The organism is Streptomyces sp. NPDC004111 (assembly GCF_042874215.1).
Taxonomy (GTDB): domain Bacteria; phylum Actinomycetota; class Actinomycetes; order Streptomycetales; family Streptomycetaceae; genus Streptomyces.
Window position 1 is genome coordinate 839,444 of sequence record NZ_JBIAMU010000001.1, and the last position, 13,987, is coordinate 853,430.

The 13,987-nt window shown below is 74.1% G+C and carries 18 protein-coding genes; 12 read left to right on the plus strand and 6 right to left on the minus strand.

The features are described 5' to 3' along the window. Positions 1 to 153: 153 nt before the first annotated feature. Both ACFYVL_RS03715 and ACFYVL_RS03720 read left to right on the plus strand, forming a co-directional pair. Positions 154 to 549 (plus strand): DUF2834 domain-containing protein, encoded by a 396-nt coding sequence (locus ACFYVL_RS03715; RefSeq protein ID WP_389241131.1) that lies wholly within the window; start codon positions 154 to 156, stop codon positions 547 to 549. Between the two features lie 5 nt (positions 550 to 554). Further along, a complete protein-coding gene (locus ACFYVL_RS03720; protein WP_389241312.1) occupies positions 555 to 1,037 on the plus strand; it encodes a class I SAM-dependent methyltransferase in 483 nt (160 codons plus the stop codon). 35 nt (positions 1,038 to 1,072) lie between these two features. Here the strand turns inward: ACFYVL_RS03720 and ACFYVL_RS03725 are convergent, their stop codons facing one another. After that, positions 1,073 to 1,567, minus strand: a complete 495-nt coding sequence (locus ACFYVL_RS03725) for a DUF6194 family protein (RefSeq protein ID WP_389241313.1) — start codon at positions 1,565 to 1,567, stop codon at positions 1,073 to 1,075. Positions 1,568 to 1,692: 125 nt separating this feature from the next. Here ACFYVL_RS03725 and ACFYVL_RS03730 point away from each other — a divergent pair, with 125 nt between their 5' ends. Continuing rightward, positions 1,693 to 2,469 (plus strand): MerR family transcriptional regulator, encoded by a 777-nt coding sequence (locus tag ACFYVL_RS03730; RefSeq protein WP_389241132.1) that lies wholly within the window; start codon positions 1,693 to 1,695, stop codon positions 2,467 to 2,469. Here the strand turns inward: ACFYVL_RS03730 and ACFYVL_RS03735 are convergent. Both ACFYVL_RS03735 and ACFYVL_RS03740 read right to left on the minus strand, forming a co-directional pair. Next, entirely contained in the window at positions 2,440 to 3,012 is a 573-nt protein-coding gene (locus ACFYVL_RS03735) for a hypothetical protein (protein WP_389241133.1), read from the minus strand. The genes ACFYVL_RS03730 and ACFYVL_RS03735 overlap by 30 nt on opposite strands. Before the next feature lie 53 nt (positions 3,013 to 3,065). Then, positions 3,066 to 3,557: a GNAT family N-acetyltransferase gene (locus tag ACFYVL_RS03740; RefSeq protein WP_389241134.1), complete on the minus strand. Its 492-nt coding sequence runs from the start codon at positions 3,555 to 3,557 to the stop codon at positions 3,066 to 3,068. Positions 3,558 to 3,675: 118 nt separating this feature from the next. On the opposite strand from ACFYVL_RS03740, the gene ACFYVL_RS03745 reads away from it, so the two are divergent. The 4 genes from ACFYVL_RS03745 (at position 3,676) to ACFYVL_RS03760 (ending at position 6,128) form a co-directional block, all read left to right on the plus strand. Continuing rightward, positions 3,676 to 4,128, plus strand: a complete 453-nt coding sequence (locus tag ACFYVL_RS03745; RefSeq protein WP_389241135.1) for a MerR family transcriptional regulator — start codon at positions 3,676 to 3,678, stop codon at positions 4,126 to 4,128. A 10-nt stretch (positions 4,129 to 4,138) separates the two neighbouring features. Next, positions 4,139 to 4,471, plus strand: a complete 333-nt coding sequence (gene trxA / locus ACFYVL_RS03750) for a thioredoxin (RefSeq protein WP_389241136.1) — start codon at positions 4,139 to 4,141, stop codon at positions 4,469 to 4,471. A 190-nt stretch (positions 4,472 to 4,661) separates the two neighbouring features. Next, entirely contained in the window at positions 4,662 to 5,453 is a 792-nt protein-coding gene (locus ACFYVL_RS03755; protein ID WP_389241137.1) for a S1 family peptidase, read from the plus strand. Between the two features lie 102 nt (positions 5,454 to 5,555). After that, positions 5,556 to 6,128: a transcriptional regulator gene (locus ACFYVL_RS03760; protein WP_389241138.1), complete on the plus strand. Its 573-nt coding sequence runs from the start codon at positions 5,556 to 5,558 to the stop codon at positions 6,126 to 6,128. A 107-nt stretch (positions 6,129 to 6,235) separates the two neighbouring features. Here the strand turns inward: ACFYVL_RS03760 and ACFYVL_RS03765 are convergent, their stop codons facing one another. Next, a complete protein-coding gene (locus ACFYVL_RS03765) occupies positions 6,236 to 7,087 on the minus strand; it encodes a class I SAM-dependent methyltransferase (protein ID WP_389241314.1) in 852 nt (283 codons plus the stop codon). Between the two features lie 511 nt (positions 7,088 to 7,598). Here ACFYVL_RS03765 and ACFYVL_RS03770 point away from each other — a divergent pair. Both ACFYVL_RS03770 and ACFYVL_RS03775 read left to right on the plus strand, forming a co-directional pair. Then, positions 7,599 to 8,618 (plus strand): GNAT family N-acetyltransferase, encoded by a 1,020-nt coding sequence (locus tag ACFYVL_RS03770; RefSeq protein ID WP_389241139.1) that lies wholly within the window; start codon positions 7,599 to 7,601, stop codon positions 8,616 to 8,618. 205 nt (positions 8,619 to 8,823) lie between these two features. Then, positions 8,824 to 9,276 carry an iron chaperone gene (locus ACFYVL_RS03775; protein WP_389241140.1) on the plus strand — a complete coding sequence of 151 codons (453 nt, stop codon included), beginning with the start codon at positions 8,824 to 8,826 and terminating at the stop codon, positions 9,274 to 9,276. 127 nt (positions 9,277 to 9,403) lie between these two features. Here the strand turns inward: ACFYVL_RS03775 and ACFYVL_RS03780 are convergent, their stop codons facing one another. Beyond that, positions 9,404 to 10,198 carry an NAD(P)-binding domain-containing protein gene (locus ACFYVL_RS03780; protein ID WP_389241141.1) on the minus strand — a complete coding sequence of 265 codons (795 nt, stop codon included), beginning with the start codon at positions 10,196 to 10,198 and terminating at the stop codon, positions 9,404 to 9,406. A 264-nt stretch (positions 10,199 to 10,462) separates the two neighbouring features. Between ACFYVL_RS03780 and ACFYVL_RS03785 the strand changes: the two genes are divergently transcribed. The 3 genes from ACFYVL_RS03785 to ACFYVL_RS03795 all read left to right on the plus strand — a co-directional run bounded on the left by ACFYVL_RS03785 (position 10,463) and on the right by ACFYVL_RS03795 (position 13,219). After that, positions 10,463 to 11,437 (plus strand): RimK family alpha-L-glutamate ligase, encoded by a 975-nt coding sequence (locus ACFYVL_RS03785; protein ID WP_389241142.1) that lies wholly within the window; start codon positions 10,463 to 10,465, stop codon positions 11,435 to 11,437. Continuing rightward, complete coding sequence (locus ACFYVL_RS03790; RefSeq protein WP_389241143.1) at positions 11,434 to 12,291, plus strand: RimK family alpha-L-glutamate ligase; 858 nt, start codon at positions 11,434 to 11,436, stop codon at positions 12,289 to 12,291. The genes ACFYVL_RS03785 and ACFYVL_RS03790 overlap by 4 nt, the downstream gene beginning before the upstream one ends. A gap of 70 nt (positions 12,292 to 12,361) precedes the next feature. Further along, positions 12,362 to 13,219, plus strand: coding sequence for a methyltransferase domain-containing protein (locus tag ACFYVL_RS03795; protein ID WP_389241144.1), 858 nt, complete (start codon positions 12,362 to 12,364; stop codon positions 13,217 to 13,219). Positions 13,220 to 13,271: 52 nt separating this feature from the next. On the opposite strand, the gene ACFYVL_RS03800 is transcribed toward ACFYVL_RS03795, so the two are convergent. Next, the gene (locus ACFYVL_RS03800) at positions 13,272 to 13,745 is read right to left on the minus strand and encodes an NUDIX hydrolase (RefSeq protein ID WP_389241145.1); all 474 of its coding nucleotides are present in this window, start codon (positions 13,743 to 13,745) and stop codon (positions 13,272 to 13,274) included. Between the last annotated feature and the right edge of the window lie 242 nt (positions 13,746 to 13,987).

A 13,987-nucleotide genomic window follows, 5' to 3' on the forward strand; every position in this document is an offset into this window, starting at 1 on the left:
CCCCACACCCGAACCTGGTGCCAGCACCAGCAACTCCCTTGAACCCCAGGTCTTTTCAGGACGTGTTCGAGCTTTCGTTCGAGGTCCGTCGGTGTGGCGCCGTACCCTCGGAAGGCCGGAGGCGGAGTCGACGGGGGAAGGCCGGTGGGCTTGATGGGGAGGCAGGGTGGGCGGGGCGCGGAGGCTCTGTGGGCGGTGCTTCTGGTGGCCGGGATCGTGCTGCCCTACGCGCAGGCGGTGCCCTGGCTGGCCGACCACGGGCCGGACTTCGGACTGCTCCTCGACGAGCTCTTCGTGAACCGGATCAGCAGCTTCTTCGGCTGGGACGTGATCGTCTCCGTGGTGGTGCTGGTGGTGCTGGTGACCGTGGTGGACACGGAGTTGCGCCGGGGGCAGCGCGTCCTGGTGGTGTGCGGGTCGCTGCTCGGCGCCTCGGTCGGACTGCCGCTCTACCTGCTGCTGCGGCAGCGGAACCTGCGGACCGGGCGGCAGGGGGCCGGCCGCGGTGCGGTGGCCGAGACCGGAGCCCGGCCCCGGGAGATGCCCTAGGGTCCCTGCTTGCCGAACTGGGCTGCGGCCCCGGCCGGACGACCGCGCACCTGCGGGACCTGGGCCTGGACGTGTTCGGTGTCGACCTGTCCCCGGTGATGGTCGGCATCGCCCGCGAGACCTACCCGGACCTGCGCTTCGACATCGGCTCCATGGACGCCCTGGACCTGGCCGACCACACGCTGAGCGGCATCGCGTCCTGGTACTCGCTCATCCACGTCCCGCCGCGCGACGTGCCGCCGTACTTCGCCGAGTTCCGCCGGGTGCTCGCGCCCGGCGGCCACCTCGTGCTCGGCTTCTTCGAGTCGGAGGGCGCCCCCGTCACGCCCTTCGACCACAAGGTGACCACCGCCTACCGGTGGCCGGTCGACGACCTCGCGAAGCTCGCGGGCGAGGCGGGCTTCGTCGAGATCGGCCGGATGCTGCGCGAACCGGGAGAGGGCGAGCGGTTCCGCCGCGGGCATCTGCTGATGCGCAAGGGCGAGTAGCCGACGCCCACGGTTCGCACCCGCCCCCGCTCCTGCTACTCCTCCTGCCCGCGCCCTTGTCCGCTCTGCCCGCTCTCTCCGTTCCGCCGTGCGTACCGGGCGCGGGCGGCCTCGTGGGCCTCCCGCAGCAGCCGTACGACCAGGCCGCCCGTGCGCGGCCCCGGGTTGACGACCGCGATCCACCCGGCCGTCCCGTACACCGGGTGCGGCATCAGCAGGTCCGTCGCCGCGTGGTCGCGGGGCCGGGCGAGGGAGCGCGGCTCCTCCCCGGTCAGCTCGCGGAACGTCGTACGGCCCACCTGGATGTTCACCCGCAGCCGCCCCGGAGCGTCGAGGCCGGAGGCGAGGTCGCCGGGGTAGTTCTTGGTGACGACGGTGGCGTACGGCTGGACGTTCCGCGGCATCCGCCCGTCGGGGGCGTAGTAGAGGAACACGTCGCCCCAGGTCAGTTCCGGAAGCTCGCTGCCAGGCCCCGGCCGGACGACGAGCACGCCCGCGAGGTCCCGCACGGCCGCGACGACCTCCTCCACACCCATGTCCCTCTCCCCGTCCGCGCCCGGATTCCTGCCCTTGCCTTCGTTCATACTCGTACTCATGGTTCAAGCATCGGCTTGAAGTGCTTGTGTGGGGTTGTGGGAGAGGAGGGCGGACGGCGGTGAGCGATTCGCGACGTACTCCGCTCAGGACCGTGGACGTGGCCGGGCAGACCGGGTACTCGGTGCAGCAGGTGCGCGACCTGGAACGGCTGGGAGTCCTCCCGCCCGCCCCCCGGGCGGGCAACGGCTACCGCTCCTACACCCCGCTGCACGTCCGGGCGTTGCACGCCTACCGGGGTCTCGCGGAAGCCGCCGGCCCCGGTACCGCCCGCCGCCTGCTCGCGGAACTGCGGACCCGGCCGCTCGACGAGGCCGTGGCCGCGGTCAACGCGGTGCACGCAGGGCTCGCGCGCGAGCGGGAGGAGACGCTGCGCGCGCAGCGGGCACTGCACACCATCCGGGCCGAAGCCCACACCGAGAACCCCGGGCAGGAGAGCCCGCGGCAGCCCCGGCGCCCCGACGACACGATGACGATCACGGAACTCGCCGAAGCCCTGGGCGTACGGACCTCCACGCTGCGGTTCTGGGAACAGGAAGGGCTGATCGCCCCGGACCGGGTGACCTCGCTCAGGGCCCGCCGCTACGATCCCGCGGCGATCGACGCGGCCCGCGTCGTCACCGCGCTGCGCGCCGCGGGCTACGCGATTCCCGCCGTACGCGAGGTCATGGACTCGCTGCGCGACGCGGCGGGCCAGGACCGGGCCGAACACCTGCTGCGCACCCGCCTGGACCTGATCGCGACCCGTTCCCTGGCACTGCTGAGGGCGGGGGCGGACCTGGCCGCCCTGGTACCGGCCGCCGCACCCTCACCCCAGGATCCGCCGCACGGTCCCTGAACCCGCCGCACGACCGCGCTGCCGGAAGGCGAAGACCTGACCGGGCTCCAGCACGAGGGGACGTTCGAGGACGACGGTCACCACGGCGGTGTGCAACGGGTGGAGCACGTCCGTCCCACGGGGCAACACGACGGTGCCGCGCGCGACGGCGGTCCGCAGATGGAAGCCGAGACCGTCCCCGGTGCGCAGTTCGGTGGCGCCGTGCTCCTCCGAGAGCAGTGCCAGGTCAGCGGCGAAGGAGAGGTGCGCACCGACCGCCCCGGGTGCCGCGACCACCTGCCCCGGCTCCACGAGCCCGGCCACGGCCCCCGGGAACAGCAGCCCGACGGACATGCCGGTGCTCGCCTCGGCCACGCGTTCCCGCAGGAGGACGATGTCGCCGACCCGCGCCGACGTCCGCCGCCCGTACCCGACGAACTCCACGTCGTCACCGGGACGCACGCGCCCGCGCTCGACGCACCCGGCGACCAGGACGTCCCTTCCCCGCCACCGGGGGAGGACGTCCGAGACCGGCAGCAGGAACGACGCGTCGGCGAAATCCACGAATCCGTCCCGTCCCGTCTCCGGGCCCCGTGTTCCCGGCAAGAGCGGTCATCCTACGTCCGTGGTGCGTCCAGGGCCCGTTCGAAGCAGAGGGAGGTCGCCAGGCCCTCGTAGATCCCGAAGTTGGGGATCGGCCGGTAGCCGGAGCGGGTGTAGAAGCGGACGGCGTCGGGCTGGGCGAGGCCGGTCTCCAGGCGCAGGCGCTGCCAGCCCCGGTCCGCGGCCCACTCCTCCAGGGCCCGCAGGAGCCGGGGGGCGGCTCCCGTGCCCCGGTGGTCCGGGGTGACGTACATCCGTTTGACCTCGCCGGTCCTGTCGCCCAGGTCGCGCAGGCCCGCGCAGCCCACCGGGGTGCCGCCCGTCGTCCCGTCGTCCTCGCGGGCGACCACGAACACCGCGATGTCCGCCGCCGACGGTGCCGTGCCGGGCTCGCTGTCCGGTGTGCCGTACCGTGCGGCGATCTCGGCCCGCTGCCGGTCCCGCAGCGCACGGGCGTCGGGGTCGTCCCAGGGCACTTCCTCGATCCTGAGGTGAGTGGGCTTCATGGGGGCGGATTGTGCCCGGTGGTTGTTTCACCGGAGTGAACGGACCCGGGGCGGGCCGCCCCGGAACCGGGGTGCCGTCGTTGCCTTGACGTCGGGGGCAAGGTTTAGCGTCGTTTCCATGCGCATCGGCGAACTGGCGGAACAGGCTGGAGTCAGCACCCGGACCCTGCGTTACTACGAGTCCCGGGGGCTGCTGCCCGCCCGGCGCGCGGTCAACGGCTACCGCGTGTACGGCGACGACGACCTGCGGCTCGTGGCACAGATCCGCACGCTCCAGGACGTCGGCTTCGGCCTGGAGGAGACCAGGCCCTTCGTGGAGTGCCTCCAGGCGGGGCACCCCGCCGGGGACTCCTGTCCCGCCTCGCTCGACGTCTACCGGCGCAAGCTCGCCGAACTCGACCTACTGATAGGCGAGTTGACGGCGGTACGGGACCAGGTGGGCGCTCAGCTGCTGCGCGCGGAGGCCGAACTGCCGGACGGGCCCGTGCCGCTCTGCGAGCTCGGCCGGAACTCCGGAGCGCAGGGCGCCGAGGGCGCCGAGGAGCAGGAAATCCAGCCACAGGACGGGTGAAGGGGACGACATGTTCAAGGCAGCAGGGGTCGACGAGGTCACGGACGCGAACTTCGCGGACGAGGTGCTCGGGGCCGACCGCACGGTGCTCGTGGAGTTCGGCGCCGACTGGTGCGGCCCGTGCCGGCAGCTCGCGCCGGTGCTCAGCGCGGTCGCCGAGGAGGAGGGCCACCGGCTCAAGGTCGTCCAGGTCGACGTGGACGCCAGCCCCGGCACGGCCGCCGCGTACGGCGTGCTCGCCGCGCCGACGCTCATCCTCTTCCGCGACGGCGAGCCGGTGAAGTCGATGGTGGGCACCCGGCCCAAGCGGCGGCTGCTCCAGGAGATCGACGACATCCGGTAGCCGTGCGGCGGACGATTCTTCACACCGGTGTCCGTCGGAGGGAACCCGGTGACCCCAGGGCCCGTCATGATCAGTGATCAGAGCAACCTCGCACGGCCGCGGTGGCGGTGACCAGCGGAAACCCGGGCCCGGACCCGGAGTCCGCCCCGCCACCCGTCCGTGCGCGAACACTTCCCTGGGGGGAATCCTCGTGCCGACGTACCGTCGCCGTTCCACGGCCGCCGTCCTCACCGCAGCCGCCGCCTCGCTCGCCGCCGTCGGCGGACTCGTGGCCACCGCGACTCCCGCCGCCGCGGTGCACGGCGGCAAGAACACCACCGTCACGGACCACCCGTCCACCATGTCCCTGCGGGCCGTCGGCGGCGAGCACATCTGCGGCGGCACCCTCATCGCCCCCACCAAGGTGCTGACCGCCGCCCACTGCGTCGACAAGGAGGAGGGGCCGGCCCGTTCCTACGAGGTCGTCGGGGGCCGTACCGATCTGCGCACCACCAAGGGCACCGTCCGCAAGGTCGTCTCGGTCAAGATCCACCCGAAGTTCGACGCGGCCAGGTTCACCTACGACGCGGCTGTCCTTACCCTGGCCAAGCCGATGCCGTACAAGCCCCTGCCGGTCGCCGGGGCCAAGGACTCCGCGCTCTTCAAGTCCGGCAAGTCCGCGACCGCCCTGGGCTGGGGGCTCACCGCGACCGACACCCCCGGCGTCCGGCTGAAGGCGGCGCGCGTCGTGCTGTCGCCGCTGAAGGGCTGCGAGCCGTACACGCAGCCCGACGACTCCCCGGCGCAGAAGCTCTGCACGACCCCCGCCGCCGGCACCCAGGACAGCATCTGCCGGGGCGACTCGGGCGGCCCGCTCATCGTCGGCGGCAAGCTGGTCGGGATCACCTCCACCGGCAACAAGTACTGCAACAGCGACTTCCCGACGGCCCTGTTCACCCGTACCAGCGCCATCGTGGCCGGGCTCGGCGTGCCCACCGCGTGACCTGAACCGGGACGGGGGCGGCGGGCCCTTAGGCTGTGGGGCACGAGCGGTACCGCGCGCGGTGGGCGCAGCGGTACCGCGGACAGCGGAGAGGAGGCGGTGATGCCGGAGAAGAACATCGAGTTCGGGAAGTTCGGTGCCCGCGGCATCAAGGGCGCGGATGCCGTCGCCCGCCAGCTCGACGCGCTCGCGGGCGGCATCGCCACCCCCGTCACCGCCAAGCGCGGTCTGATGGCGCGGCTGCACTACCTCACCCGTACCCCGCACGCCCGGCAGGCGGCCCGCGACGCGGGGCTCACGGTCACCGACCGCACCCTCAAGGCCTGGCTGGACGGCAAGCGCCGCCCCACCGCGGCCAACCTGGACCGCATCGACGCCGCCTACCGCCTCGTCCGCCGCCAGAACGTCGCCAAGCACCTCCTCAAGCGGCTGCACCGGGAAGGCCGCGGCACCCGGGTGGAGATCCACCCCCTCAACCAGTCCGGCGTCGACCAGCGGCTGACCCGCGTCATCGAGCACCGCTCGCTGAACGTCCGCCGCTGGGAGCGCATCGTCGACGCCTGGGCGGCCGACGACCGGCAGGAACTGGACGCGGCCTGGGACGACACGATCGTCGACCTCGGCTCGCAGTGGGGTCAGTACGAGTACGTCACCAACGTCGGCTTCGCGGCGTAGCGCACACAAGCCGCGGGGGCCGCACGGGCCGCGGGAGCCGCACCGATCGCTGGGGGGGGGGAGCACGGCCGCGCCGGCCGTGCGGCCTGCGTCCCGCGCCGCCCGCGTCAGGCCCGGCCGTGGGCCAGCAGGGCCGTGTGCGGCAGCACCAGCACACCGTCCGGACCGGTGAACTCCGCACACAGCACGTCGAACTCCCGCTTGATCCGGGCGGTCACCTCCGGCGGACCGCCCGCCACGATCCGGCCGATCGTCGCCACCCCCGAGGCCGGTCCGCTCCACCACTCCAGCGGCGTCGCCCGGTGGTCCCAGCGAAGGGTGGCGCAGGCGGGACGGGAGAGTCCCGCGTCGGCGAGCAGTGCGGTGAAGCCCTCCTCGGTACGGGGGAAGTCGTCCTCCGGTGCCAGGGCGGGCAGATGGGCGGGGCGTACGACCCCGGCCGCCCGGACGGCGCGCCCGAGCAGCGCCTGGCCGGAGGAGGCGGGGGCGGCCCAGATCGTCACCGCGACGTGTCCGCCGGGGCGGGTCACCCGGCGCAGTTCGGCCAGCGCCGCGGCGGGGCGGCCCACGTGGTTGAGGACGAAGTTGGCGACGACCGCGTCGAACTCCCCGTCGGGGAAGGGCAGTCGCGGGAGCGATGCCAGGTGTACGCGGGCCTCTGGCGCGGTCCGCGCGGCGAGGGCGGCCATGCCGGGCTCGGGGTCCACGGCGGTGACCTCGGCGCCGCGTTCGCACGCGGCGCGGGCGACGGTGCCGGGGCCGGTGCCGACGTCGAGGAGCCGGGTGCCCGCCCGCACCCCGGCGGCGTCCAGCAGCGGCGGCGCCGTGTGGGCGCACAGCTTGGCGAAGCTGCCCGCGTAGGCCTCGGCGCGCCCGGCCCAGGCCAGGCGTTCCGACGCGTCGAAGGGGGTGGTGCCGGCCTGCTCCGGGAGAACGGTGTGCGAGGGCGCGGTCCCCAGGAGGGCGGTGTCGGCCGTGTGCGCCGCGCTCACGGGGTCTCCGCCCGCTCCGTCGGCCGTGTGCGCCGCGCTCACGCGTTCCCCGCCCGCTCCGTCGGCCGCGTGCGCCGTACGCACGCGTTCTTCCCACCGCCCCGTCGGCCGCCCGCCTCTTCCGGCCGTTGCTCCACCGTGTGCCACCAGCGTCCCCCTTGTGCCTGTCCGTACAGGTGGGGACGGGTTTCCGGGCTCCGGCGTTGCCTGTCCGGGGCGCGGCAATTCCCTTGCGCCGGGCGGGCCGGTGGGCCTACTGTGACGGCCGCCGGTCAGGTGGCCGGTGATCCTTGTCCGTACGGCGAAAAGCCACGACAGAGAAGGGAGGCCGCGATGTTCACCCCGAACCCGGCGCTCCGGATCGCCCCCGCCGCCCCCGCAGCCTCTGCGCGGGCACGACGGACCGGCAACTGAACCGCACTCCCGCGGTACCCGCCCGATCTGGTGGCGCCTCCAGCTTCATCGCCCTGGAGGCACAGTGAGTTCCCGTACGACTTCCCGTACGTCTTCTTCCCGCACGTCCTTCCGTCCTGCCGTCGAATCCGACCTCGAACGCTTCCTTCCGCTGCTCGTCGCCGATCCGGCCAGCACCCTGACGGCCGATCTCTACCGGACCAAGCTCGCCGACGGCCAGTACCGTTCCGAGTGGACCTGGATCGCCGAGGGGCCCGCCGACGCGTCCGGCCGGCCCGTGCTCGCGGTCGCCGTGTGGTGGGGGCTGCCGACACAGGCCACACCCGGTGCCCTGGACGCCGTGTACGTCGCCGACGTACTCGTCCCGCAGGACCAACGGGTCTCTCTGGCGGCCGAGTTGCTGACCGCCGCGCACGAGGTGTACACGGCTGCCGGGGCCGCCGAGCGGCCCGCGTTCCACATCTTCCTGCCCGGGGACTTCCACGACAGGCCCGAGGTGACCGAGGCGCTGTCCTGGCGGCGGGAGGTGGCCGAGGCCGCGGGGCTGGCGGGCAGCGTGGAGCGGCTGCGCTACGAGTGGAAGCCGCAGGACGGGCTGCCGGAGCCGGCCTCGTCCCGGCTGACCTTCACTCCCGAGCCCGACGACGAGGTCTTCGTCGATCTGTTCCGGCGGGTGCTGGAGGGCACCCTCGACGCGGGCAGCCGCAAGGAGGCCGAGCGGATCGGCGCCGAGGCGCAGGCCCGCGGCGAGGTGGCGCTCTACCAGGAGCAGCTGATCGGCGAGCGGTCCTGGTGGCGGGTGGCCCGTGACGGGTCGGGCGAGCCGGTCGGCTTCGGCATCCCCTCGCTCAACCCCGCCGGTCCCGTGGTCGGTTACCTCGGCGTCCTGCCCGAGCACCGGGGCCAGGGGTACGTGGACGAGATCCTCGTCTGGATCACCAGGTTCCTGGCGACCGAGGCGGAGCCGGAGGCCCCGCAGATCCGCGCCGACACCGATGTGACGAACCGTCCGACCGCCGCCGCCTTCGAGCGCGCCGGGTACCGCAACGAGACCCGCCGTCTGGTGCTCTGCGAACACTCCTGACCGGGAGCCCCCGGGGGCAGCCTCAGGCGGTACCGGGCTGCCCCCGGGGGGGGCGTTCGCGCGCCGGAACCGTCCCTTGATCGCGAGTCGTCGCGAAAGGGTGGTTCCGGCCACGTTGGCCGGGATAAAGTCACCGCGCGCCGGGCGGAGTTGGGCCGCCTTCGGCGTATTCCGCACACAAGTCCTCAAGAGGGGTGGGCCTGCCATGAGCAGCACCGGCAGCGGTAAGCACGAGGGGTTCTCGGCCGAGGAACGGGCCGCGATGAAGGAGCACGCCCAGGAGCTGAAGGCGGCGTCCCGCCGCAGTTCGCGCGCGGACAAGGCGGAGGCGGCGGCACAGGACGTCCTGGCGAAGATCGCCGAGATGCCGGACGACGACCGGGTCATCGCCGAGCGCGTGCACGCCGTCGTCCTGGCCGCCGCCCCGGACCTCGCCCCGAAGCTCTGGTACGGGATGCCCGCCTACGCGCTGGACGGCAAGAACGTCTGCTTCTTCCAGGCCGCCGCGAAGTTCAAGGCGCGGTACGCGACCCTCGGTTTCGAGGCGCGGGCGCGGCTCGACGACGGCTCGATGTGGCCGACCGCGTTCGCCGTGACCGAGGTGACGCCCGAGGTCGAGGCCCGGATCACGGAGCTGGTGAAGCGCGCGGTGGGCTGACCGGGGGTGACGGGGGCCGAGGCACGGGCGGTCACGCCGTGCCGCCCGCGCACGCCTCGGCCCCGAACGCGCCGGGCCGCGAGGGCCCGTGTCCGTTCCCGCTGCCTGCCCGGACTGCCGCTCCCGGTCACCCCCGGTGCTGCCCCAGGTGGGCGAGGAGGCCGTCGAGGGCCCGGTGGAGGGCGTCGGAGTTGGCCGGGTCGAACCAGGTGGTGCGGATACGTTCGTTGTTGCCGTTCGGGGTCTCGTGGTCGGCGGCGAGCTGCTGGAGGGAGCGGCCCTCGTCGTCCAGGGCGCGGCCGACGCCCTGGAAGAGCCCGCGCACGTAGCGGTCGGCGACGGCGGGCGCGACACCCTGGCCGACGGCCCACGAGGTCAGCTCGGCGAGGTACGCGTAGTGCGTGGTCAGGGTGCCCGTCAGCGCGGAGAAGACGTCGAAGGCCGCCTCGTCCGCGACGGGCTGCGCCCCGCCGAGCCGCTCGAAGAGTGCGTCCGTCACCGGGTGGGAGGGGTACGTCACCGTGACGGAGCGGCGTTCGCGCACGGACGGCAGCGGGACGGCCCGTACCAGCACGGCGTCGGTCGCAAGCGTGCGGCGCAGGTCGTCGTTGGCGACGCCGGACATCACGTTGACCACGATCCGGCCGGCGCCCACCTGGAGACCGGCCAGCGCCTCGTGCCGGTCCTGGCCCCGGACGGCGACGACCACCACCTCCGAGCGGTCCACCACCTCCTGGTTGTCGGCGCAGACCCGGACGCCCGGATGGCGGGCGGCGAGTTCGGCCGACGTACGGGCGCCCCGGGGCGAGAGGAACACCTCGGGGGAGCCGTCGCGTTCGCCGCCCCCGTCGTCCGCCGCGTACAGACCCGTCACGAGGGCCCGGCCGATCTCTCCGACGCCGATGATGCCGATGCGCTTCACTGTGCTGTCCTCCCGAGGCCGGGCCAGGTGCTGCCGCAGGCGTGCGAACTTGGCCAACCGCCATTGTGCTGCGGCGCTTTTGACGGGCCGTCGCCAGGTGCCGTCACAAGGTGCGCGGCGGCCCCGACCGGTGCGCCCGGCCGCCGTGGACCCCGGAGTCGTCCCCCTTCACATGCATGTCATCCTGGGATGTCACAGCACGCCGGACGACAAGAGGATCGGCGGGAACGTCCGGGTGCGGGGTACGCAGTGCGCGAAAGAACGATGAGGCTCTGCTTCCTGGTCGAGGAGCGCTACCGGTACGACGGCATGCCCCGCGAAGTCATCGGCCGGCTGGCCTCCTGGGGGCACCGGGTCGACGTACTGCGCCCCGGCGGCTCCCTCCAGCACCTGACCGGCACGCTGCCCGGGATGCTGCGCTCCGGCGACCACGACGCCTGGGTCCTCAAGACGGTCTCCGGCGGTCCCGGCCTCACCCTCCTGGAAGCCGCCGCCGAGGCCGGTGCGACGACCGTCAACGACGCCGGGGCGATACGCCGCGTGCGCGACAAGGCGCTGGCCGCCGCGCTGGCCGCCCGGCACGGGCTGCCCGTCCCGCCCACCTACGCGGCGGCGGCCCCCGGACTCCTCGCGGACCTGCCCGACTCCGCGTACCCGCTGGTCGTCAAGCCCGCCGACGGCAGCGCGGGCCGCGCCGTCCGCCTCGTCGCCTCACCGGCCGAACTGGCCGCGCTGCTGCCGGTACTGGCCGGTGAGGGCATGCTCATCGCCCAGCCGTACGTGCCCAACTCCGGCACCGACCTCAAGGTGTACGGCGTCGGCGGCCGGCTCTACGCGACCGAGCGGCGCTCCCCGCTGCACCCGGAGCACCCCGTGCCCGAGCGGCGGGTGCCGCTGCCCGCCGAGATCGCCGCGCTGGTGTCCCGGATCGGCGCGGTGTACGGGCTCGACCTGTACGGGGTGGACGTGCTGCTCGGCCCGGACGGTCCCGTCGTGGTGGACGTGAACGACTTCCCGAGCTTCCGTCAGGTGCCGGACGCGGCGGCGCGGGTGGCGCGGGCGGTGCTGGGGCTGGCCCGGGGCGGACCGGGGGCCGCGTACCCGGTACGGAACCCTGCGGCGGCGCCGGTGCCCCCGGCGGCCTCGGTGTCCCCTGCGGCTCCGGTGGTTCCTGTGGTCCCCGGTGCGGCGAACCCCGTACCCGCCCAGGTGGCCGTCGGGGCGGGCGAGGGCGCATGAGGATCGCGCTGATCACCCCCGATCCGGCACATCCGCTGCTCGCCGCGACCACCGCCCTGCTGGCACCCCGGCACACGGTGACGGCGATCGACCCACGGAGGGCGACGAAGGCCGGGAGGGGCCCCGCGTCCCCGCTCGCCGACGTCTACCTCCTCAAGTCCCGCACCCCGCAGGCCCTCGCGCTCGCCCACGACCTGGAGCGGCGCGGCGCACGCGTGGTCAACGGGGCGGCGGCGACCGCCCTGCTCCAGGACCGTACGGCCATGGCGGAGCGGGCGCTGGCGGCCGGACTCCCCTTCGCCGCCACCCGTACCCACGCCTCGCTCACCGAACTGGCCGCCGGGCCCCCGCTGCCCGGACCCGTCGTGGTCAAGAGCCGCCGCAGCGCCAAGGACGACCTGGTGGCGCGCGTCGACAGCGCCGCACGGCTGCGGGAGCTGGCGGCGGCCCGGCCGGACGCGCGCGAACCGGTGGTCGTCCAGGACTTCGCGCCCAACGACGGCTGGGACCACAAGGTCTGGGCGATCGAGGACCGGCTCTTCGCCGCGCGCCGCCGCTCGGAACTGGCGGAGCCGGTGGCGGCCGTCGGGCCCGCTGGGCCGCCGCAACCGGGCCGTGGTCCGACCGTCCCGCTCGGCGCCGACCAACTGCCCTCCGGATGGGCCGAGTTGACCCGCCGTGTGCGCGAGGTCTTCGGCCTTGACGTCTACGGCGTCGACTTCGTCGAGGTTGTGGGCCGGGACGGCCGCGGCACCCCGCTGATCGTCGACATCAACGCGTTCCCCGGCATCCGCGAACAGCCCGGCGCCCCGGAGGCGCTGGCCGCACTGGCCCTCGGGAACGGCAGGGCGTAGCCGGCCGCCCTGTTTACTACGCGCCGCGTAGTACGTAGCGTGGAGCACCGGCGCGACCGGCCGTGTGCCCGTGCCGGGCTTCACCGGCAAGGGGCGCGAACTGCTGGAGCAGGAGGCGCGGTCGATGAACCGGGTCTCCGGGCGGGTTTTCGAGCGGACGGCGCCCGATCCGCAGGAGTACCTCGACCGGCTGGCCGCGACGGAAGCGGCCCGCTCCTACAAGAGCGTCATCCTCGACGCCCTGGAGCTGCGCCCCGGGCACACCGCGCTCGACCTCGGCTGCGGTTCGGGCGCCGACCTCGGCACCCTGGCCGCGGCGGTCGGCCCCGGCGGCCGGGTGATCGGCATCGAACCCGACGGTCAACTCGCCGGGCGGGCCCGCGAGGTGACCACGGGCCTGCCCGCGACCGGCGGCGCCGTCGACGTACAGCGCGCGGACGTCCACGCGCTGCCGTTGGCGGACCGCAGCGTCGACCGCGCCCGGACCGACCGCGGTCTCCAGCACGTGGCCGACCCGGCGGCGGTGCTGGCGGAGGCGCACCGCGTACTGCGGCCGGGCGGCCGGCTCGTCATGGGCGAACCCGACTGGGACTCGCTGGCCATCGACCACCCGGACCTCGCGCTCTCCCGCGCGTACACCCGCCACCTCACCGACCGGGTGGTGCGCAACGGCGTCATCGGCCGCCAACTGCCCAGGCTGGCCGCGGAGGTCGGCTTCGGCGTGCCGGCCGTCGTCCCGGTCACCTCGGTGTTCCGCGACGTCGGGGCCGCCGACCGGATCCTGGCCCTGCAACGCAACACCGAGCGCGCGGTGACCGCCGGAGACCTGTCCGCAGCGGCGGCGCAGGAATGGCTGGACCACCTCGGCGCGGGCCCCTTCCTCGCCTCGGTGACGCTGTACGTGGTGGTGGCGGAAGTGGCGTCGTAGGGCCGGCCGGTGGCCCGGTGGCGGAGCCGGGGCGTGGGGTGCTGCGGCCGGCTCAGTGCTGGATCAGCCCGCCGACCGGCACGGGCGGCACATGGCCGGTCGCCGGAGCGGTCCGCGCCAGCGCCAGACCGGTGTCCAGCAGGGAGGAGCGGACCAGGCCGGGCACCTCGGACAGCGGCGTCCAGGCAGGTTCGGCGGTGTCGCCGTTCGGTTCGGGGCGCAGCCGGCCGCCGGTGACGCGGACCCGGTAGAAGACACCGACGTTCTGGAGCGCGGGCGAGCCCGGCACCCGGCGTTCCGCCGCCGGAACCGTCCGCGAGTCCACACCCAGCAGACGTTCCACCACGGTGTCGAGGCCGGTCTCCTCGCCGACCTCGCGGACCACCGCGTCGAACGGGTCCTCCGTGTGCTCGACCCGCCCCCCGGGCAGCGTCCAGGTCCGCCCGCCGTCCGGCCGCACGGCCCGCGCGAGCAGCACCCGCCCGTCCTCGATGCACACGGCGTACGCCGCCAGTCGCAGATCCATTCCGGGAGGCTACCGACGCCACCGGCCCCCGCGGAACGCCGCCCCGCGCCGATCCCCGAACCGCTGATCGCCCGGCCCCGGTGTTCCGCCGCTCCGCCCCAGGTGGGGGTGGCCTTCGGGCGCAATGGGGGGCTAGCACCACCTCACGGAGCGTGGTTGGCCCCATGGTCCACAACAGCCGCGATTCCTACCGTTGGAGGTGTTCGCGGAAGCCGCGGATGCACGAGCAGAAGCAGTGAGAA

Bases quoted from the DNA above. Each gene is read 5' to 3' on its own strand.
- ACFYVL_RS03715 (WP_389241131.1), top strand. From the start codon at position 154: ATGGGGAGGCAGGGTGGGCGGGGCGCGGAGGCTCTGTGGGCGGTGCTT.
- ACFYVL_RS03740 (WP_389241134.1), bottom strand. From the start codon at position 3,557: ATGAAGCCCACTCACCTCAGGATCGAGGAAGTGCCCTGGGACGACCCC.
- ACFYVL_RS03745 (WP_389241135.1), top strand. From the start codon at position 3,676: ATGCGCATCGGCGAACTGGCGGAACAGGCTGGAGTCAGCACCCGGACC.
- trxA (WP_389241136.1), top strand. From the start codon at position 4,139: ATGTTCAAGGCAGCAGGGGTCGACGAGGTCACGGACGCGAACTTCGCG.
- ACFYVL_RS03760 (WP_389241138.1), top strand. From the start codon at position 5,556: ATGCCGGAGAAGAACATCGAGTTCGGGAAGTTCGGTGCCCGCGGCATC.
- ACFYVL_RS03775 (WP_389241140.1), top strand. From the start codon at position 8,824: ATGAGCAGCACCGGCAGCGGTAAGCACGAGGGGTTCTCGGCCGAGGAA.
- ACFYVL_RS03785 (WP_389241142.1), top strand. From the start codon at position 10,463: ATGAGGCTCTGCTTCCTGGTCGAGGAGCGCTACCGGTACGACGGCATG.
- ACFYVL_RS03790 (WP_389241143.1), top strand. From the start codon at position 11,434: ATGAGGATCGCGCTGATCACCCCCGATCCGGCACATCCGCTGCTCGCC.
- ACFYVL_RS03800 (WP_389241145.1), bottom strand. From the start codon at position 13,745: ATGGATCTGCGACTGGCGGCGTACGCCGTGTGCATCGAGGACGGGCGG.